Annotated in this window: 18 protein-coding genes; 14 read left to right on the top strand and 4 right to left on the bottom strand. The window is 72.4% G+C overall.

Going from position 1 to position 19,440, the window contains the following annotated elements; genetic code table 11:
• Positions 1-73: 73 nt before the first annotated feature.
• The gene (locus tag RT054_RS02405) at positions 74-916 is read right to left on the bottom strand and encodes a hypothetical protein (protein ID WP_313021994.1); all 843 of its coding nucleotides are present in this window, start codon (positions 914-916) and stop codon (positions 74-76) included.
• A 176-nt stretch (positions 917-1,092) separates the two neighbouring features.
• On the opposite strand from RT054_RS02405, the gene RT054_RS02410 reads away from it, so the two are divergent.
• Positions 1,093-2,025, top strand: a complete 933-nt coding sequence (locus tag RT054_RS02410) for a Ppx/GppA phosphatase family protein (protein WP_313021996.1) — start codon at positions 1,093-1,095, stop codon at positions 2,023-2,025.
• Positions 2,026-2,110: 85 nt separating this feature from the next.
• Here RT054_RS02410 and RT054_RS02415 read toward each other — a convergent pair whose 3' ends face one another.
• The 3 genes from RT054_RS02415 to RT054_RS02425 form a co-directional block, all read right to left on the bottom strand.
• A complete protein-coding gene (locus tag RT054_RS02415; protein WP_313021998.1) occupies positions 2,111-3,856 on the bottom strand; it encodes a phospho-sugar mutase in 1,746 nt (581 codons plus the stop codon).
• 303 nt (positions 3,857-4,159) lie between these two features.
• The gene (gene deoC / locus RT054_RS02420; RefSeq protein WP_313022000.1) at positions 4,160-4,837 is read right to left on the bottom strand and encodes a deoxyribose-phosphate aldolase; all 678 of its coding nucleotides are present in this window, start codon (positions 4,835-4,837) and stop codon (positions 4,160-4,162) included.
• A gap of 141 nt (positions 4,838-4,978) precedes the next feature.
• On the bottom strand, positions 4,979-6,280 hold the full coding sequence (locus RT054_RS02425) for a thymidine phosphorylase (RefSeq protein ID WP_313022001.1): 1,302 nt from the start codon (positions 6,278-6,280) through the stop codon (positions 4,979-4,981).
• 310 nt (positions 6,281-6,590) lie between these two features.
• Between RT054_RS02425 and RT054_RS02430 the strand changes: the two genes are divergently transcribed.
• The 13 genes from RT054_RS02430 to RT054_RS02490 all read left to right on the top strand — a co-directional run bounded on the left by RT054_RS02430 (position 6,591) and on the right by RT054_RS02490 (position 19,384).
• Positions 6,591-7,061, top strand: coding sequence for a cytidine deaminase (locus RT054_RS02430; protein ID WP_313022004.1), 471 nt, complete (start codon positions 6,591-6,593; stop codon positions 7,059-7,061).
• Between the two features lie 3 nt (positions 7,062-7,064).
• On the top strand, positions 7,065-8,282 hold the full coding sequence (locus tag RT054_RS02435) for a nucleoside transporter C-terminal domain-containing protein (protein ID WP_312721699.1): 1,218 nt from the start codon (positions 7,065-7,067) through the stop codon (positions 8,280-8,282).
• Positions 8,283-8,466: 184 nt separating this feature from the next.
• Entirely contained in the window at positions 8,467-9,474 is a 1,008-nt protein-coding gene (locus tag RT054_RS02440; RefSeq protein WP_313022006.1) for a sugar-binding transcriptional regulator, read from the top strand.
• 10 nt (positions 9,475-9,484) lie between these two features.
• Positions 9,485-10,285, top strand: coding sequence for a sugar phosphate isomerase/epimerase (locus tag RT054_RS02445; RefSeq protein ID WP_313022008.1), 801 nt, complete (start codon positions 9,485-9,487; stop codon positions 10,283-10,285).
• Positions 10,286-10,540: 255 nt separating this feature from the next.
• Complete coding sequence (locus RT054_RS02450) at positions 10,541-11,593, top strand: IS110 family transposase (RefSeq protein WP_313022010.1); 1,053 nt, start codon at positions 10,541-10,543, stop codon at positions 11,591-11,593.
• A 226-nt stretch (positions 11,594-11,819) separates the two neighbouring features.
• Positions 11,820-12,767: a proline dehydrogenase family protein gene (locus RT054_RS02455; protein WP_312721693.1), complete on the top strand. Its 948-nt coding sequence runs from the start codon at positions 11,820-11,822 to the stop codon at positions 12,765-12,767.
• 138 nt (positions 12,768-12,905) lie between these two features.
• Positions 12,906-13,736 (top strand): pyrroline-5-carboxylate reductase, encoded by an 831-nt coding sequence (gene proC / locus RT054_RS02460; protein ID WP_312721691.1) that lies wholly within the window; start codon positions 12,906-12,908, stop codon positions 13,734-13,736.
• A 127-nt stretch (positions 13,737-13,863) separates the two neighbouring features.
• Positions 13,864-14,373: a GNAT family N-acetyltransferase gene (locus RT054_RS02465; protein ID WP_312721689.1), complete on the top strand. Its 510-nt coding sequence runs from the start codon at positions 13,864-13,866 to the stop codon at positions 14,371-14,373.
• A 130-nt stretch (positions 14,374-14,503) separates the two neighbouring features.
• Positions 14,504-15,697 (top strand): acetoin utilization protein AcuC, encoded by a 1,194-nt coding sequence (locus tag RT054_RS02470; RefSeq protein ID WP_313022015.1) that lies wholly within the window; start codon positions 14,504-14,506, stop codon positions 15,695-15,697.
• Positions 15,698-16,259: 562 nt separating this feature from the next.
• A complete protein-coding gene (locus RT054_RS02475) occupies positions 16,260-16,358 on the top strand; it encodes a 30S ribosomal protein bS22 (protein ID WP_003792170.1) in 99 nt (32 codons plus the stop codon).
• Between the two features lie 237 nt (positions 16,359-16,595).
• Complete coding sequence (locus RT054_RS02480) at positions 16,596-18,017, top strand: NAD-dependent epimerase/dehydratase family protein (protein ID WP_313022019.1); 1,422 nt, start codon at positions 16,596-16,598, stop codon at positions 18,015-18,017.
• Positions 18,014-18,967, top strand: coding sequence for a lysophospholipid acyltransferase family protein (locus RT054_RS02485; RefSeq protein WP_312722459.1), 954 nt, complete (start codon positions 18,014-18,016; stop codon positions 18,965-18,967). The genes RT054_RS02480 and RT054_RS02485 overlap by 4 nt, the downstream gene beginning before the upstream one ends.
• 141 nt (positions 18,968-19,108) lie before the next feature.
• Positions 19,109-19,384 carry a glutaredoxin family protein gene (locus RT054_RS02490; protein ID WP_312722458.1) on the top strand — a complete coding sequence of 92 codons (276 nt, stop codon included), beginning with the start codon at positions 19,109-19,111 and terminating at the stop codon, positions 19,382-19,384.
• Positions 19,385-19,440 lie beyond the last annotated feature (56 nt).

The following is a 19,440-nucleotide window of genomic DNA, read 5'->3' on the forward strand; positions in this document are numbered from 1 at the left end:
TGCCCGATGCCGCGGCCGCCGCCACGACACGGGCGGCGTCACCACGGCCGACCCCGAAGGACTCCGACCCCCCTCACGATCGTCGTCCCTCGGCCCGCGCCGCGACCGTGGCGGGGTGGACGATCAACGGCAGGAGCCGTGCCCCCTCGGGCACCCGGTGCAGCGCGGCGACCCCGGCGAGGTGCGCCTCGGCGAGCGGGACGAGCACCTCGTACGCCTCCCGCCCCATGAGTTCGACGAGCTCGGCCTCGCTCGTGCGGAACAGGGGCGCGTCCCCGGAGTGCGCGAGGGGGGAGGAGGTGCAGTACCAGTCGAGGTCGTGGCCGCCCGGCCCCCAGCCGCCGCGGGTGTATTCACCGATCGAGACCTCGAGGTACTCGGTCTCGTCGGGCTGCGTCACCGTCCGGTAGGTGCGGCGCAGCGGCAACTGCCAGCAGACGTCGGGCTTGACCGTGTGCGGCTCCAGGCCCCGCGCCACCGCGTACTGGTGCAGCGCGCATCCCGCGCCCATGGGCGCGCCGGGCCCGTTGAGCAGGATGCAGGCGCCGTCGACGACGCGCGTCTTGAGCGCGCCGTCCTCGGTCTCGGTCCACCCGTCGGCGAGGGCGTCCTCGCGCAGCTCCCACTCCTCGTCCCCGAGATCACGCACGACGGCCTCGACGCGGTCGCGGTCCTCGTCGTCGGTGAAGTGCGCGCCGAGGACGCAGCACCCGTCGTCCGGGCGGTCGGCGTCGATGCCGGAGCAGCCCGCGCCGAAGATGCAGCGGTAGTCCGACGTCAGCCACGTGAGGTCGCACCGCAACCGACGCCCCTCCTCCGCCGGGTCGTCGAACTCCACCCACGTCCGGGACGCCGGCTCGCCGACCTCGCGCGCGAGCCCCGGCGCCGGGGACGGCTGTGAACCTCGTGCGGTCATCGCGCCAGGGTATCCGCCCACCTCTTGGCGGCACGGGGGCATGGTGGGTCCCCGGCGAGTGTCGGTGGACACGGCTCGGGGCCCACGCGAGTGGGAGGACCCGCGCAGGGCGGCCGCCGGGCTCTGACCAGCACGCGGGCGCCGGACCGCGGAGCGCGCGCGGTAGGTTTCCGTCCATGCGCATGGGAGTCATCGACGTCGGATCGAACACCGTCCACCTGCTCGTCGTCGACGCGTTCTGGGGCGCGCATCCCATCCCCGCGAGCAAGCACAAGGTGGATCTGCGGCTGTTCGACTACATGGACGAGCACGGCGTCATCAACGGCGAGGGCGTCGATCGCCTGCTCGGGTTCGTGCGCGACTGCCTCGAGGTCGCCGACGACTACGGGGTCGAGTCGCTCATGGGGTTCGCGACGAGCGCGATCCGGGAATCGCCGAACGGCGACGAGATCCTCGACCGCATCCGCGCCGAGACCGGCGTCGAACTCAAGGTGCTCGCCGGGGCCGACGAGTCCCGACTCACGTTCCTCGCCGCCCGCCGCTGGCACGGCTGGTCGGCGGGACGCATCTTCCTCGTCGACATCGGCGGCGGCTCCCTCGAACTCGCCTCCGGCATCGACGAGGACCCCGACGTCGCACTCTCCCTGCCGCTCGGCGCCGGCCGTCTCACCCGCGAACACCTGCCCGGGGACCCGCCCAAGCCCGCGCAGATCAAGAAGGTCCGCAAGCTCGTTCGCACCGAGATCGCGCGCGTCGTCCGCGACCTCAACAAGGTCGGCGCCCCCGACCTCTACGTCGGCACGAGCAAGACCATCCGCTCCCTCGCCCGCCTCACCGGCGCCGCGCCCAGCGTCGAGGGCATCTACACGAGGCGCGTCCTCACCCGCGACTCCCTCAAGGAGGCGCTGCCGCAGCTCGCCGCGATGCCGCAGGCGAAGCGCGCCGACCTGCCGGGCGTCTCGATCACCCGCTCCCGTCAGGTGCTCGGCGGCGCGATGGTCGTCGAGGCGGTGATGGACCTCTTGGACATCGAGGAACTCGTCGTCTGCCCCTGGGCCCTGCGGGAGGGCGTCATCCTCCAGCAGCTCGACCTCATCCCCGCCCCCTGAGCGGTGTGCCGCGACCCACCGTCCGATCGGGCGGTGGGTCGCGGCGTGGGGTGCCCCGGAGTACGGGTGACGGGGACCGCGGCCCTCAGAGGCCGACGGCGTGCCGGACGTCCTCGGACAGACGGACCAGCCGCTCGCGTGCGGCCCGGTGGGGGACGTCCTCGCCCTCGGCGACGGGCATGACGACCTCGAGGTAGCACTTGAGCTTGGGCTCGGTGCCGGACGGGCGGACGATGACGCGGTCGTCGTCCTCGGTGCGGAAGAGCAGGCCGTCGGTGCGGCCGACGTCGCCGTATCCGTCGGCGAGGTCGGCGAACTCGACGACCGGCGATCCCGCGAGGACCGTCGGGGGCGTGGCGCGCAGGCGGGCCATCGCGTCGGCGATGAGCGAGAGGTCGGCGACGCGGAACGACAGCGGGGCGGTCGCGTGCAGGCCGTGGGCCCGGGCGAGGTCGTCGAGGGCGTCGGCGAGCGTGCGGCCGTCGGCGGCGAGATCGGCGACGAGACGGGCGACGCGGACCGCGGCGCTGATGCCGTCCTTGTCGCGGACGGCCTCGGGATCCGTGCAGTAGCCGATCGCCTCCTCGTAGCCGAAGCGCAGGTCGGGCGTGCGGGCGATCCACTTGAACCCGGTGAGGGTCTGCGCCCAGCGCAGGCCGTGCGCCTCGGCGATCCGCCCGAGCAGCCGCCCCGAGACGATCGAGCAGGCCAGGGTGTCGCCCTCGCGGGTGGCGTCGGCGGCGGCCTGTTCGCCGAGGAGCGCGCCGATCTCGTCGCCGGTGAGCTGGCGCCAGGCGCCGTCGCGTCCGCGGGTGCCCACGGAGCACCGGTCGGCATCCGGGTCGAGCGCGATGACGACGTCCGCCTCGACCTCACGGGCGAGCTCGAGAGCGAGGTCGATGGCCCCCGGCTCCTCGGGGTTGGGAAAGCTCACGGTGGGGAAGTCCGGGTCGGGATCGGCCTGCTGGGCCACGACGTGGACGTCCCCGAACCCGGCCCGCCGCAACGCCTCGACCGCGGTCTCGCCGCCGACGCCGTGCATGGGGGTGAGGACGATCCGGATGCTGCCCGGTGCGGTCGGCGCGGCGTCCCCGTCCGGGGTCGCTCCCGCTGCGGGGCCGCCGGGCGCCTCCACGCGCCCGAGGGAGCCGACACGGTCGAGGTAGGCCTCGAGGAGTTCCGGCCCGAGGGATTCGATGCGCTCGCGGTCGCGGGGCACCTCGTCGGCGGGGGGCGCGGCGGCGATGGCGTCCGCGATGCCGGCGTCGGCCGGCGGGACGATCTGGACGCCGCACCCCTCGCCGGAGGCCGCGCGTCCGCCGAGGTAGACCTTGTACCCGTTGTCCGCGGGCGGGTTGTGCGAGGCCGTGACCTGCACTCCGGCGTCGGCGTTCAGATGTCGCACCGCGAACGCCGTGACCGGCGTCGGCAGCTTCTCGGGGAGCACGAGGGCGGTGCCGCCCGCCGCGGAGACGACCTCGGCCGCGGCCCGCAGGAAGTCGCTCGACCCGTGCCGGGCGTCGCAGCCGAGAACGACGCGCGGGCCCGCGCCGACCGTCTCCGTCAGCCAGGCCGCCAGTCCGGCCGTGGCCCGCGTGACGACCGCGACGTTCATCCGCGACTCCCCGGCGCCCACGGCCCCGCGGAGGCCGGCGGTACCGAACTGCAAGGGCCCGGCGAAGCGGGACGCGAGGTCGGCGGCGGCCGCCTCGTTCCCCTCCAGGGCGCCGTCGGCGAGGGCTCGCAGTCGCCTCGCCGTCGTCTCGTCCGGGTCGTGCTCCGCCCACGCCTGCGCGGCGCGGACGAGATCCTCGATGGTCGATCCGCTCATGCTCAACTCCGTCTCCTCGGTCACGTCGTCCGTCACGTCGGCCCGACTTGCCGGGCCGTCATCTCTCGGCGGCCGGTCTCCCGGCCACTGTCGCTCGCGCCTCCTTGCGGGTGATCTCTCCTCGGGCGAGGTGTCGGGCAGGCCCGACCGCGCGCCCCGCCGCGACGCCTGGTGCCTCATCGCCCGCCGTGCCGGCCGACGGCGTGATCCTCGCCCGGCCCAGGCGGTGACGTCTCCGGCGGGGGCGCGGCGTCGGCCCTCGGCATGGACGACCGAAACCGGCCGCGCGCCGCGCCCCCGGCGTCAGTCGCCCAGACCGTCGAGGACGGCCTTCGAGCCCGAGAGCCCGAGGCGGGACGCGCCCGCCTCGACCATCGCCAGGGCCGCCTCGGTCGTGCGGATGCCGCCGCTCGCCTTGACCCCCAGCCGGTCGCCGACGGTCCGACGCATGAGGGCGACGGCCTCGACGCTCGCGCCGCCCGCGGGGTGGAAGCCCGTCGAGGTCTTGACGAAGTCGGCCCCGGCCCGCTCTGCCGCCTCGCAGCAGCCGACGATCTGCTCGTCGGTGAGCGCGGCGGACTCGATGATGACCTTGAGCAGGACGGGGTGTTCCCCGTCGGTGGGGCAGGCCTCGCGGACCGCGCGGATCTCGGCTTCGACCGCCTCGAAGCGTCCGGTGAGGGCCTGGGCGAGGTCGATGACCATGTCGACCTCGTCGGCGCCGTCGCGAACCGAGCGGGCGGCCTCGGCGGCCTTGACCTCGGGCTTGTGGGCGCCGGAGGGGAATCCGCACACGGTCGCGACCTTGACGCCCGCGGGCACGCTGACCGGCAGCAGGCTCGGTGAGACGCAGATCGAGAACGTCCCGAGTTCGCCGGCCTCGGCGGCGAGCGCCGCGACCTGCTCGGGCGTGGCCTCGGGCTTGAGGAGCGTGTGGTCGATGAGGCGCGCGATGCTCTCGCGCGTGGGCTGCGTGGACACGGGGTCTCCTGTCGATGGGGGCGCTGAGCCGTGAGGGCGGGGGTGGGGGAGCGAGGGGGGTGAGATCGCAGCCGAGGATGCGGTCGGGTGGTCGTCATGGCGACCGCCTCATCACATCCTCGACTGCGATCCTGCGCTCGGTCAGCCGAGACGTTCGAGGACGACGTCGCCACGGGCTCCGGTGCCCTCGGCGGCATCGGGGTCGATCGTGTAGCCGCCGTCGAGGGACTCCAAGGACCGCTCGAACAACTCGGGGATGTCGGTGTGCAGGGTCATGAGCGGGCTGCCGGCGGTGACGCGCCGCCCCGGCTCGACGTGGATCTCGATGCCCGCACCGGCCTGCACCGGGTCCTCCTTGCGGGCGCGCCCGGCACCGAGGCGCCAGCTGGCGACACCGACGGCGAGGGCGTCGAGCTCGGTGAGGACGCCGTCGTGCTCGGCGACGACGTCGTGGGTGTGGGCCGCGGTCGGCAGCGGCGCGTCGGGCTCGCCGCCCTGGGCGCGGATCATCGCCTTCCACGTGTCCATCGCGCGGCCGTCGGCGAGCGCGCCGCGCAGGTCGTCCTCGGTGACCTCGACGTCGGCGAGGTGGAGCATCTCGCTCGCGAGGGCGACCGTGAGGTCGACGACGTCGGCCGGTCCGCCGCCGGCGAGCACCTCGACGGACTCGCGGACCTCGAGCGCATTGCCGACGGTGCGGCCGAGCGGACGCGACATGTCGGTGAGGAGCGCGACCGTGCGCACGCCGGCGTCGGTCCCGAGGTCGACCATCGTGCGGGCCAGTTCACGGGCGTCGTCCTGCGTCTTCATGAAGGCGCCGGAGCCGACCTTGACGTCGAGGACGAGCGCGCCGGTGCCCTCGGCGATCTTCTTGCTCATGATCGAACTCGCGATGAGGGGGATGCAGTCGACGGTGCTCGTGATGTCGCGGAGGGCGTAGAGCTTCTTGTCGGCGGGCGCGAGGCCCGAGCCCGCGGCGCAGATGACGGCGCCGACCTCGTCGAGGATCTCCATCATGCGGGCGTTCTCGAGGGAGGCCTGCCATCCCGGGATCGCCTCGAGCTTGTCGAGGGTGCCACCGGTGTGGCCGAGACCGCGGCCGGACAGCTGGGGCACCGCGACGCCGAAGGAGGCGACGAGCGGGGCCAGCGGCAGGGTGATCTTGTCACCGACACCGCCGGTGGAGTGCTTGTCGGTCGTGACCCGCGAGAGCTGGGAGAAACTCATCCGCTCGCCGGACTCGATCATCGCGGCCGTCCAGCGGGCGATCTCCTCGCGGTCCATGCCGTTGAGGAAGATCGCCATGGCGAGGGCCGCCATCTGCTCGTCGGCGACGACGCCACGGGTGTAGGCGTCGACGACCCAGTCGATCTGCGCGTCGGACAGACGCTGCGAGTCCCTCTTCGTACGGATGACATCGACGGCGTCGAACTTCTCGGCCACGGTTTCGTCCCTCTCCTCGTCGAGTGGTGGTGTCGTGCGGTGCGGTCGTGTGCGTCGGTGTCGCGGGGGCCTGCGGTGGTCCTCGCACTCGGCCGACCCGCAGCGGGGTGGCCGTGGTGCGGCAGGGGTGTCGCGGACCGGTCCGGTGTCGCCGACACCGGCATCCTCCCGATCCCGGAGAACCTTTGTCAACCCTCTTGCTTACATATGTGCCGCCTGGCAGGATGCCCACCACGACCGACGTCATGACGCGTCGGCGCAGACGACGAGGCCGTCGGCGAGGTCGGCGACGGCGGGAAGAGTGGCGACGATGACGACTCCCACCACGAGTCCACCGCAGGTCCCCGACGACGCCCACCTGTTGGATCTCGCGCGCGAGGCCGCGGGCCGGGCCTACGTCCCCTACAGCGCGTTCCCCGTCGGTGCCGCCCTGCTGCTCGCGAACGGCGAGGTCGTCACGGGCTGCAACGTCGAGAACGCGAGCTACGGCCTCACGATCTGCGCCGAGCGCACGGCCGCGACCCGCATGATCGCGGCGAGCCGCGGCGAGGTCGGCGAGAACGGAACGACGCGCACCGACGACCGGGTCGTCGTCAAGGCGGCCGTCGTGGGGCTCAAGGCCTCCCCCTGCTTCCCGTGCGGTGTCTGTCGGCAGGTGCTCCACGAGTTCGGCTGCCAGAGCGTCGTCGTCGAGGAGGACGGCCACCCCCGCGCCTACCCCTTCGCGCAGATCCTGCCCCACGGCTTCGGCCCCGCCGACCTGCCCGGACAGGAGGCCTGAGCCGTGGAACGCTTCCAGGGTCTGCTCGGCATCGCCGCCATCCTCGGCCTCGCGATCGCGATGTCGCGCCACCGTAGCCGCATCAACTGGCGCACCCTCGGCGTCGGCCTCGCCCTCCAGGTGTTGTTCGCGCTGCTCGTCCTCAAGTGGGAGCCCGGCTTCCGCGCCCTCGAGGCGGTCGCCACGGCGTTCACCGACGCCATCCACTTCGCCGACCGGGGCACCGAGTTCGTGTTCGGCAGCCTCATGCCCGAGGAGGGCAAGGGATTCGTCTTCGCGCTCAACGTGCTGCCGGTCATCATCTTCCTCGGCGCGATCATCGGGGCGCTCTACTACCTGCGCGTCATCCAGTTCATCGTCGACATCATCGGCACGGCGCTGCAGAAACTCCTCGGCACGAGCAAGGTCGAGGGCATCTGGGCCTCGACCGTCATCTTCCTCGGCCAGTCCGAGGCGCCGCTCATGATCGCCCCGTACATCCGCACGCTCACCACGGCGGAGCTGTTCACGTGCATGACCGGCGGGTTCGCCGCCGTGGCGGGGTCGACGCTCATCGGGTACTCCCTGCTCGGGGCGCCGCTGCCCTACCTGCTCGCGGCCTCGATCATGAACGCCCCCGGCTCGCTGCTCATGGCCAAGGCGTTCTTCCCCGAGACCGAGGTCCCGACGAACGACGCGAGCGTGCGCGACGTCCGCGACACCGAGTCCCGCAACCTCATCGACGCCATCGGCCGCGGTGCCATGAGCGGGGGCAAGATCGCCGTCATCGTCGCCTGTCTCCTCATCGCGTTCGTCGCGCTCATCGCCATGGGCTCGGCCCTGGTCGGCGGGATCGGGTCGCTGTTCGGGCAGGAGGGATGGTCGCTCGAAGGCCTGTTCGGTCTGGTCTTCGCGCCGATCGCCTGGCTCATCGGCACGCCGTGGAACGAGGCCATGACGGTCGGCAACTTCATCGGTCAGAAGACCGTCCTCAACGAGTTCGTCGGGTTCACCGCGTTCTCCCAGGAGGTCGGCACTCTCTCGCCGAAGGCCGTGATGATCTCGACGTTCGCCCTCGCCGGGTTCGCGAACCTGTCCTCGATCGCGATCCAGATCGGCGCGTTCGGCGGGCTGTGCCCCGAGCGACGCGGCGACGTCGCCAGGCTCGGCCTGCTCGCCCTGCTCGCCGGCACGTGCACCAACCTGCTCAACGCGGCGATCGTCGGGGTCGTCGCCAGCTGACACCGTCGTGACGGTGCGGGCGCGCCTCTCAGGCGACCCTCGGGCGCGCCTGTCGCGCACCCCGCCCCGCGCCGTCGACACTGGTGACCACCCACGACGGCCGTCCGGTCCCACCGTCCGACAGGCGCACGCCCTGCTCGGTCGGGACCGGGCGGCCCGTCCCGTCCCGAACGGAGCTCCCCCCGTGAACCCCCGCGACGAGCAGGCCATCGACGCCGCGAAGCTCTACTACCGCGACGGCCTCTCCCAGGGTGAGGTCGCCGATCGCCTCGGGGTCTCCCGCCCCACGGTGAGCAAGCTCGTGCAGCACGCGAAGGAGCGCGGTTTCGTCGCCATCGAGATCCGCGACCCGCGCGAGACGGGCTCGGCGCTCGCCGACCGGCTCGCCCAGCGGTTCGACCTCGCCGAGGTGCGCCTCGCGCACACCGCGCACACCGGCGCGGCTCTCACCCGCGAACTGGGCCGCCTCGGGGCCGAGGTGCTCACCGAGGAGATCGCCGACGGAGATCTCGTCGGCGTGGGCTGGGGAGAGACGATGTACGCCGTCGCCCGCGCCCTCACCCCCCAACCGCGGCACGGAGTCGAGTTCGTGCAGCTCAAGGGCGGTCTGTCGCTGACGCCGCGGTCGACGAACGACGTCGAGACGATGACGTCGTTCTGCCGGGCCTTCGACGCGCACCCCCGCATGCTGCCGCTGCCGGTCATCTTCGACTCCGCCGAGGTCAAGCGCATCGTCGAGGGCGAGCGGCACATCCGGCACATCCTCGACCTCGGGCGGGAGGCGCCGACGGCGATCTTCACCGTCGGCGGCATCTCCCCGCAGGCGATGCTCTTCAACCTCGGCCACCTCACCGACGAGGAGCGCGAGGCCCTCCAGGTGCGTGCCGTCGGGGACATGTGTTCGCGCTTCTTCGACGAGAACGGCGACATCGCCCTCCCCGAACTCGACGAACGCACCGTCGGGATCTCCCTCGCCGACCTGCGCGCCAAGCCCACGCGCATCCTCGTCGCGGGGGGTCCCTCGAAGATCCGGCCCCTCGAGGTCGCGCTCGCGAGCGGGTACGCCACCCATCTCGTCACCGACGCGGGCACGGCCGCCCGCGTCCTCGGCGAGGACGTCGCCGACCGTGACGCGAGTCCCGACCCTCCTCACGGCGTGGACGGGGACGCAGCCGCCCGCGGCGACACCTAGGCTGAGCGCCATGAGTGAGTCCACCGGGGTAACGGTCACGCTGTCGACGTCATCCGTGTATCCCCTGGGGCCCGCCCAGGCCTTCGAGATCGCCGAGTCCCTCGGCTACGACGGCATCGAGGTCATGGTCCTCGCCGATCCCGCCACCCAGGACGCCGCGGGTCTCCGGGAGCTGTCGGAGCGGCACGGTCTGCCGATCCGCTCGATCCACGCCCCCACGCTGCTCGTCACCCAGCGGGTCTACGGCACGAGTCCGTGGGACAAGGTCGACCGCTCCATCGAGCTCGCGCACGACGTCGACGCCGACGTCGTCGTCCTCCACCCGCCGTTCCGGTGGCAGAAGGAGTACGCCGCGTCCTTCGTCGAGGGGGTCGCCGCTCGGGAGAAGGAGTTCGGTCTCATCCTCGCCGTGGAGAACATGTACCCCTGGCGGGCCGGACGTCACGTGCAGGCCTACCTGCCGGGCTGGGACCCGGTGCCGCAGCCGTACGAACACGTCACCCTCGACCTCTCCCACGCGGCGACGGCCCGCAGCGACGTCCTGCAGATGCAGGCCGACCTCGGCTCCCGTCTCGCGCACGTCCACCTCACCGACGGGTCCGGGTCGCCCAAGGACGAACACCTCGTCCCCGGCCGTGGCTCCCAGCCGTGCGAGGAGTTCCTCCACCGCCTCGCCCGTGACTCCTACGAGGGCGTCGTCGCCGTCGAGGTCGGCACCCGCAAGCAGAAGGCCGAGGGGCGCGAGGCCTACCTGCGCGAATCCCTCGAGTTCGCCCGCACGCACTTCGCCCGGGGCCTCGCCGACCGCTGACTGTGAGGGTGTGAAGGCGGTCCATCGGTGATGGGCTGTGGTCGTCGGTCTCGTTCGTGACTCATCGTCTGACTGGCTTCGTGCCTTGCTCGGGACTTGTCCGTTCGGGATCGACGACCCGGCCCGGTCGAAGTCTTACTGGCCTGATCAGGAGCTTGACCGGCGACGTTCTCGGCGTCGTCGTGTCCCATCACAGTCCTGCCGTGACTCCTCCCGGACCGGATCAACGTCCATCCGGAGCTAGTGGAGGAACGCATGACCAGTCTGTCCGATGTCGCCGACATCGTCATCGGGGTCGACACCCACGTCGATACCCACACCGCCGCGATCGTGGACACTGCGACCGGCGCCGTCCTGGACCAGATGACCATCCCGACCACCCCGACCGGGTATGAGGACCTGCTGGCCTGGGCCGGCGAACACTCCCCGGCCCGGGCCTGGGCGATCGAGGGCACCGGCGGGCACGGCGCCGGACTGACCCGCGTGCTCGCCAGGGACGCCGAGGTCGTCTTCGAACTCGACCGCCCGCAGCGGATCGCCCGCCGCCACGGCGCCAAGTCCGACCCGCTCGACGCGGTCCGGGCAGCTCGCGAAGCGATGAGTCGTCCCGTGCGGGGAACTCCCCGCGCCGGCGGACAACGCCAAGGCCTCTCGGTGCTGCTGGCTGCGCGACGCTCGGCCGTCGAGGCCGCCACCATCGCGCAACGACAAATGTTCTCCCTGATCGTGGCCGCCCCGGAAACCCTGCGCGCCACCCTCGGGCAGGCCACCGGCACCGAACGGGTCCAGCGTGCCGCCACGCTGCGCGCCCACCGCAGCGATGACGTCGAGACCGCGACCACCCGGCACGTCCTGCGGACCCTGGCCCGCCGGGTTCAGGCCCTCACGGCCGAGGCCGCCGACCTGGAGAAGCAGATCACCGTGCTGGTCAAGGCGTGGCATGCTGACCTGCTCGACCTGTTCGGCGTGGGCCCGATCGTGGCCGCGACCGTGCTGTGCGCCTGGTCCCACCCCGGCCGGATCCACTCCGAGGCCGCGTTCGCGATGCTCGCCGGCATCGCGCCCATCCCCGCCAACAGCGGCCGAGTCACGACGCGATACCGGCTGAACAGGTACGGCGACCGACAACTCAACCGCGCGATCCACACCATCGTCCTGTCCCGCCAACGCTACGACGCCACCACCCAGGCCTACACCGCCCGACGCACCAGCCAAGGCAAGACCCCACGCGAAATCCGCCGATGCCTCAAGCGCTACATCATCCGAGACCTCTACCGAATCCTCGAATCAGGCCCACCCACGGCTTGACGAACCATAGGAGCGTCCCCCACGGCCGCCCCGACCGCCGACGCCGGGCCGTGAGGGGCGTTCCGCCCGGCCGCGCCCGATCGGGGTGACACCCCGCATGGCCGACTCCACCGGCCACGCCGCTCGGATCCGCGGCCGTGATCGGGTGGGGACGGGGCGTGGCGGATAGCCTGGCGTCGTTCGCCCGTGAGCCTCGCGCGTCGAGGCAGGACCGACAGGAGACGGCGTGGGATCCGCTCGTCCGACCGTGCAGGACACCTTGCTCCGCGTGGCCACCGACGCCCGACTGAGGCGCGCCGCCGAGAACCGCACGATGAGTCACGAGATCGTGCGCCGGTACGTCGCCGGGGAGTCGATCTCGTCGGCGATGGATGTCGCTCAGTGGCTCGCGGCGCGGGGCCGTGCCGTGAGCGTCACCCACCTCGTCGCCGAACCGCAGGACCTGCCGGGCGTGGAGAAGCGCGCCAAGCGGGTGCGCAAGCTCATCCGCCGCCTCACCGACGCCGGGTTGACGGACGACGGTGCCGCGGACGTGAGCGTGCGTCTGTCGACGTTCGGCGCCGGGCTCGGCGGCCAGGGTCGCACCGGCGCCCGGGACAGGCTGCGTGAACTCACCGAGCTCGGCGCCGAGCACGGCATCACCCTCACCCTCGAGGTCGAGGACGCGATCTCCCCCGACGTCACCGTCGAGGCCTTCCACGAGCTGCGCGCGGACCACCCCACCCTCGGCATCTCCCTGCCCGCGTGCCTGCGCCGCACCGAGGCCGACGCCCACGACCTCGCCGGCACCGGCGCCCGGGTCCGCCTCACCAAGGGCGCCGCCGCCGCCCGCGAGGAGGGGCACTTCACCCGCCGCAGCGAGGTCGACAAGGCGTACGTGCGCGCGATCCAGCCGCTGATCGAGGGCGCCGGACGCGTCGTCGTCGCCACCCACGACGAGCGGCTCATCCACCTGTCCGAGACCCTCGCCGCCCACGTCGGGCGCCCCCGCACGAGCATGGAGTTCCAGCTCCGCTACGGGGTGCGCACCGAGAAGCAGGCCGAGATCGCCGACCGCGGCGACACCATGCGCATCTACGTCCCCTTCGGCGAGGACTGGTACCCCTACCTCGCTCGTCGTGTCGCGGACAGCCCCCGCGAGATCCTCGAACTCATGCGTGCCACGGCGTTCTGACGTCCGAACCGGCACCGAGCGCCACCGCCGTGACGGAGCCGCGCCCGCCCCACGGGACCGGCGCCCTCGCCGCAGGCCGCGCGTCCGCCCCGAGCGGCCCACGTCCCCACCGCACCCGCAACCCACCCAGGAGGATCGATGAGCACCGACGCCCCCGACCTGTCCGGCTTCACCGGCACCGTGACCTTCCTCGGCGCCGGCAACATGGGCGGGGCCGTTCTCGGACGGCTCCTCGCCGCCGGTCTGCCGCCGGAGCACGCCCGCGTCACCGACCTCGCCGACCGCACGCGCGCCCGGTGGGAGGAGCAGGGGGTGTCCACCGGCACCGACAATCCCGAGGCCGTGCGCGGCGCGTCCGTCGTGGTCCTCGCCGTGAAGCCCTACCTCGTCGCGGACGTGCTCGACGAGATCGCGGACGAACTCGGCGGCGACTCGATCGTCGTGTCGCTCGCCGCCGGGGTCACCCTCGCCACCCTCGAGAGCCACGCAGGAGACGGGGTCCCCGTCGTGCGGGTCATGCCGAACACTCCGGCCCTGGTGGGGGAGGGGATGTTCGTCGTCACCGCCGGCCGCGACTGCACGGCCGAGCAGCTGGAGGTCGTCGACACCCTCCTGCGCGCGTGCGGGCAGACGGAGGTCGTGCCCGAGTCCCAGCAGAACGCCGCGAGTGGTCTGTCCGGATCGGGACCTGCGTACATCTTCTACGTCGCCGACGCCCTCGCCGAGGGCGGCGTCCACGAGGGACTGCCGCGGGATCTCGCGGTACGCCTCGCCGCACAGACGATCCTCGGCGCGGCGCGCATGCTCGTCGAGTCCGACGAGCCCGCCTCGACGCTGCGCGAACAGGTGACGAGCCCCGGCGGCAGCACGGCCGTCGCGCTCCGGCTGCTCGATGAGGGGGCCGTGCGGTACCGGATGTCCGCCGCTGTGTCCGCCGCCACACGCCGCGCCGGCGAGCTGGGCGCCTGAGCCCGATCCCGCTGGTCCCGAGGGCACCTCGTCGTTCCCCACGCGTCACCGGGGTGTCTCCGGGCGCTGTTACGCTGCTTGTCGATCCGCCGGCGGGGGCCTGCGGTGCCGCGATGAAAGGAAACCGATGTCGGAGATCACGATCCGCACCCTCGCGGAGGACGAATGGGAGCAGTACCGCGACATGCGCCTGCGAGCCCTGCGTGAGTCCCCGGACGCCTTCGTCGCCGACGTGGAGACCGAGGAGCAGTACGACGAGCAGCTGTGGCGCGACCGCATGAACCGGTCGACGCGCCTGCTCATCCGCAAGGGCTCGGAGTCCGTCGGCATCGCCTCGCTCCGCATGGACGAGGCGCTCTTCGACGACGCGGCGGAGCTGTTCAGCCTCTGGGTGACGCCCGAGCTGCGCGGTGAGGGCATGGCCGCCAAGCTCGTCGTCGCCGCGAGCGAGGCCGCAGAACGCCAGGGTGCGCGTCAGCTCGTGTACTGGGTGGGCACGGAGAACGTCCCGGCCGTCGCGTTCGCGAGCAGCTACGGGTTCCGTCCCACCGAGCACCGCCGCGAGCCGCGCACCGACGCCGGGCGCGCGAACGGAATGACCGAGGAGATGGCGATGGTCCTGGCGCTGCGTCGCTGACCTCGACCTCACGACCGCCACGGCCGCGCCCCCCACTCACGGGGGCGCGGCCGTCGTCGTCACCACCCCACCCGAATCGCCGGGACCACTCCCGGCCGCCGAGGTGGTCGCGGCCGATAGCGTTCTGGCCATGACGACACAGGCCCGCATCGTCTGGGACGACTCCTTCACCGGCTACGACTTCGGTGAGGGCCACCCGATGAACCCGATCCGGCTCGATCTCACGGCGCGGTTGTGTCGTTCGTTCGGCCTGTTCGACTCCGAGTGCGAGATCATCGCGCCCGACACCCCGGACGACGCCCTCCTCACCCGGGTCCACTCCACCGACTACATCGACGCGGTCAAGCGGGCCTCGGTCGATCCCGGTCACGCCGACCTGCGTTTCGGCCTCGGCACCGAGGACGACCCGGCGTTCGCGGGAATTCACGAGGTGAGCGCCCGCATCGCCGAGGGCAGCCGCGCCGTCGCCGAGGGGGTGTGGCGGGGTGAGGTCAAGCACGGCGTGAACTTCACCGGCGGTCTCCACCACGCGATGCGGGACTCGGCCTCCGGCTTCTGCATCTACAACGACGCGGGCGTCGCCATCGACTGGTTGCTGGAGCAGGGTGCCGAACGGATCGCCTACGTCGACATCGACGCCCACCACGGCGACGGCGTTGAGCGGATGTTCTGGAACGACCCGCGGGTCCTCACGATCTCGGTCCACGAGACCGGCACGATCCTGTTCCCCGGCACCGGATTCCCCAACGACATCGGCGGTCTCGACGCTCCCGGCAGTGCGGTCAACCTCGCCCTGCCCCCCGGGGTGGGCGACGCAGGATGGCTGAGGGCGTTCCACGCCGTCGCGCCCGCGGTGCTCCGAGCGTTCCGACCGCAGATCATCGTCAGCCAACACGGCGCCGACTCCCACTTCCGCGACCCACTGGCTCACCTGTCGGTGTCGGTGGACGCCCAACGCATCCTCGCCGAATCCCTCCACGACCTGTCCCACGAGCTCTGCGACGGGAAGTGGATCGCGCTCGGCGGCGGCGGTTACGAGGTCGTCTCGGTGGTGCCGCGCACGTGGACCCACCTCACCGCGGTCGCCCTGCACCGACCCATCCCCGTCGACACGGCGGTGCCGCAGGGATGGCTCGACGACGTCACCGCCCGACTGGGCGAACAGGCCCCCGACATGATGGGCGACGGGACCTCCGACGACGGACGCATCTGGTGGCGATCGTGGGAGGTCGGCTACGACCCCGAGGACCCCATCGACCGCGCCGCGATGAAGACGCGGGAGGCCGTGTTCCCTCACCACGGCCTGGACCTCTGGTTCGACTGACGCGCCGCCCCCGTCGCGCGGACGGGGGTGAAGCGGGGTCTTCCACCGGCTGGTGGGAGACCCCGCTTCGTCGTTCAGCCGGCCGGGGCCGGGTCGTGGCGGCCGCGTGCGCGGCCGAATCGAGCGCGTCACGGCCGGCGGTGATCGGGTCGATGTGACGACATCGGCGGAGTCGATGACACCGCCCACCGCCGCGCGCCCCGCCGACCTGCGGAATCGCCGCGACCCATCGACGGGGAGCCGATCGACTCCGCTGTCGTTGCCACATCGGTCGGCGCAGGCGACGCGAGGGGCGTGCCGGGCGGCCGTCGGGGCGAAGGGGAGCGAGGGGTCCTCGACCGGGTTTCCCCCGGGGCTCGGGCGCACGGTACGCTCGTGTGGATCACCCGCCGCGGTGTCGTCCGCGCGACGCCGAGGCCGGGTACGAAGCGCGCAAAGCATGACCGCCGGTGCACGGCCGACCATGTCCGCCGTTTCACCCGCCGCGGAGGTCGACTCGCGCCGACCCTCGCACCACCCCAGTCACCGGGCCTCTCCGGTGCGAATCGATGAGGTTTTGTCTATGGGCTCTGTCATCAAGAAGCGCCGCAAGCGCATGGCGAAGAAGAAGCACCGCAAGCTGCTTCGCAAGACGCGCCACCAGCGTCGCAACAAGAAGTAGTCGGCCCCGCCGACTCACGGGCCGTGGTCGTCCTCACCGGACGGGCACGGCCTTCGTGTCCTCCTCGGCGGCGGTCCGGTGCCGCCCGCACGGCGTGGTGCCCGCGATGCCGGGGGTCGCGCCACGGACGAGGTACTCACCCTCGGTCATGCCCGGAGGGTGAACGGCCCTCTCGTTCGGGTGGTCCGGGCGCATCGAATGGCTAGGATCGGGCGCGACCACCGGTGAGGAGGCGTGATGACGACAACGGTCCTGGTCACCGGCGTGTCCAGCTACCTCGGCGCAGGGGTGGCGCGGGAGCTCGCCCGTCGAGACGACGTCGGGCGCGTCATCGGCGTCGATGTCATGGCGCCACGCTTCTCCCTCGGGGAGGCGGAGTACCTACGCGTCGACGTCCGTAATCCCCTCCTCGGTCGTGTCGTGCGCGAGGCGCGCATCGACACCCTTGTCCACGTCACCGGCGTCTCCACCGAGCCCTCGACGCGGTCGGCGCGCACCTCGGCCCGTGAGGCCACGGTCATCGGCACGATGCAGCTCCTCGGGGTCTGCCAGGCCGTGCCGGAGTTGCGGCACGTCGTCCTCGCCTCGACCGGCTCGGTGTACGGCGCCTCGCCGGCCGCCGCGGCCGTGGTCTCCGAGACGAGCGCCGTCGACACCCGCGCCCGCAGCGGCCACGTGCGCGACGCCGTCGAGGTCGAGTCCTACGTGCGGGCCGTGGCGCAGCGGCGCCCGGACGTCGGGGTGAGCGTCCTGCGGTTCGCGCAGGTCTTCGGCCGATCCACGCGCAGCGCGATGACGGACTACCTGCGCGCCCCGGTCGTCCCGCTGCCGTTCGGGTTCGATGCGCGCGTCCAGGCCCTCGCGGAGGACGACGCCGTCGCCGCGCTCGCCCTCGCCGCCTGCGGCGACCCGGTCGGGACGGTCAACGTCGCCGCGGAGGGCGTCCTCACCCTGCGGCAGGTCGTGCGCATCGCGCATCGGCCCACCATGCCCGTCCTCACGACGACGGGCCGCGCACTCGGAGCGCTCACCCGATGGGCCGGCGTCTCGGGGATCGAGCCCGACCACATCGACTTCGTCATGTACGGCCGTTGCCTCGACCTCACCCGGATGCGGGAGGTGCTGCGTTTCACGCCGGCGGCGACGACCCGTGAGGCGGTCGAGCGGTTCGCCCAGCAGGTGTGGGGAATCGTGCCGTCGCCCTATGCGGAGGCCGGAGGCTCCCGGCCCATCGGCGCCCGGCCCGCCGGGGTGCGCGAGGGGGGCAGGGGCGCCGACCTGCTCGACACCCACGGCCACGACGCCGATGGCGACGACGCGCACGACGAGTACATGGACGCCCGCTTCATGGGCGACGTGGACACCGACGAGGCGATGGGCGCCGACGGCCGGCTCCGTCACGGCTCCGGGCCCGACGACCACGGCGCCGACGACCACGGCGCCGACGACCACGGCGCCGACGTCCCCGCGACCGCCGACGACCAGGCCGTCGCCGACGACCACGCCGTCGCCGACCACGACGTCCGCGACTCGGCACCCCGGCGGCGTTCCCGTCCCTCGGTGTCCCGCCGCGGCGGGGCGCCCACCGTCTCGACCGGGACGATCGAGGACGAGTCCGGTGTGCTGTTCCCCACGACTGCGGAGCGGGAGGCCCAGTGAACGAGCTCATCCGTCAGGTGCTCGCGCTCGTGCCCACCGGCGCCGAGGGGGACCTCGTCGAGCGTCTCGCCGGGGCGATGCACGCCGCGGCCGACCTCGTCGGGCTCGACGGCGAGGCGGCCGACCGCGTCGTCGCCGCGACGCTTGCGTTCCTCCGTCGCCGCCTCGAGGGTGACTACGACATCGACGAGTTCGGGTTCGACCGGGAGTTCACCGAGATCGTCTACCTGCCGGTGCTGCGGCCGCTGTACCGCCGCTGGTTCCGGGTCGACGTCCGCGGCATCGAGAACATCCCCGCCGAGGGGGGCGCGCTGGTCGTGTCCAACCACTCGGGGACCATCCCGGTCGACACGCTCATGACGGCCGTCGCCATCCATGACGCCCACCCGGCGCACCGGTTCCTGCGCCCCCTCGGCGCCGACCTCGTGTTCGGGATGCCGCTGGTCGGCGAGTTCGCCAGGCGTACGGGAACGACACTCGCGAGCCAGGACGACGCCGCGCGCCTGCTCGCCGCCGGGGAGGTCGTCGGCGTATGGCCGGAGGGGTTCAAGGGCGTCGGCAAGCCCTACAGCGAGCGATACCGGTTGCAGCGGTTCGGCCGCGGCGGGTTCGTCGCGACCGCGCTGCGCGCCGAGGTCCCGATCATCCCGTGCTCGGTCGTCGGCGCCGAGGAGGCCTATCCGCGGATCGCCGACCTCTCCTCGATCGCCCGACTGTTCGGCCTGCCCTACTTCCCCGTGACCCCCACCTGGCCGCTGCTCGGGCCGCTGGGCCTCGTGCCGCTGCCGTCGAAGTGGATCATCGAGTTCGGCACTCCGATCGACACCCGCGCCCTCGGCCCGGAGGCCGCGGACGACCCGCTCACCGTGTTCCACCTCACCGACGAGGTGCGGGCGACCATCCAACGCACCCTGCACGCGTTGCTCGTCGTGCGGGGTTCGCCGTTGTGACGAGTCTCTCGGGAGCGCCGGGCGCCGGGGCCGACCCACTCGCCCTGTCCATGCGGGAGCACGAGGGAGGGCGGTCGTCCTGGACGGGCGATCCATCCCGGTGATGTCGGAGTTCTCGGACGCTCGTCATACAGTGTCGGCATGGAGAGCACGCAGACCCCCGTGGTCACCCTCATCACCAAGCCCGGGTGTCATCTGTGCACGCTGGCCCGTGACGTCGTGACCCGGGTGACCGGTGAGCTCGGCGTGGAGTTCGAGGAGAAGTCGCTTCCCGACATCACCGATCCCGACCCGATGTGGTGGGAGCAGATCCCCGTGACGCTCATCGACGGTGAGACGCACGACTACTGGCGGGTCAGTGAACGCCGCCTGCGCACCGAGCTCTCCCAGCGGCTGAGCGCGGCTCGCAGCGCTTGAGGCGTCCACGTGGGGGCGCCGCAGGCGCCTGATCTCGCGGGCTCGTGGAGCCCGCT

Source organism: Mobilicoccus sp. (assembly GCF_032060985.1).
Taxonomy (GTDB): Bacteria; Actinomycetota; Actinomycetes; order Actinomycetales; family Dermatophilaceae; genus Mobilicoccus.

Coding starts and splice junctions, on each gene's coding strand:
- RT054_RS02405 (WP_313021994.1), bottom strand. CDS start 916: ATGACCGCACGAGGTTCACAGCCGTCCCCGGCGCCGGGGCTCGCGCGC.
- RT054_RS02410 (WP_313021996.1), top strand. CDS start 1,093: ATGCGCATGGGAGTCATCGACGTCGGATCGAACACCGTCCACCTGCTC.
- RT054_RS02415 (WP_313021998.1), bottom strand. CDS start 3,856: ATGAGCGGATCGACCATCGAGGATCTCGTCCGCGCCGCGCAGGCGTGG.
- RT054_RS02430 (WP_313022004.1), top strand. CDS start 6,591: ATGACGACTCCCACCACGAGTCCACCGCAGGTCCCCGACGACGCCCAC.
- RT054_RS02445 (WP_313022008.1), top strand. CDS start 9,485: ATGAGTGAGTCCACCGGGGTAACGGTCACGCTGTCGACGTCATCCGTG.
- RT054_RS02450 (WP_313022010.1), top strand. CDS start 10,541: ATGACCAGTCTGTCCGATGTCGCCGACATCGTCATCGGGGTCGACACC.
- proC (WP_312721691.1), top strand. CDS start 12,906: ATGAGCACCGACGCCCCCGACCTGTCCGGCTTCACCGGCACCGTGACC.
- RT054_RS02465 (WP_312721689.1), top strand. CDS start 13,864: ATGTCGGAGATCACGATCCGCACCCTCGCGGAGGACGAATGGGAGCAG.
- RT054_RS02470 (WP_313022015.1), top strand. CDS start 14,504: ATGACGACACAGGCCCGCATCGTCTGGGACGACTCCTTCACCGGCTAC.
- RT054_RS02475 (WP_003792170.1), top strand. CDS start 16,260: ATGGGCTCTGTCATCAAGAAGCGCCGCAAGCGCATGGCGAAGAAGAAG.
- RT054_RS02480 (WP_313022019.1), top strand. CDS start 16,596: ATGACGACAACGGTCCTGGTCACCGGCGTGTCCAGCTACCTCGGCGCA.
- RT054_RS02490 (WP_312722458.1), top strand. CDS start 19,109: ATGGAGAGCACGCAGACCCCCGTGGTCACCCTCATCACCAAGCCCGGG.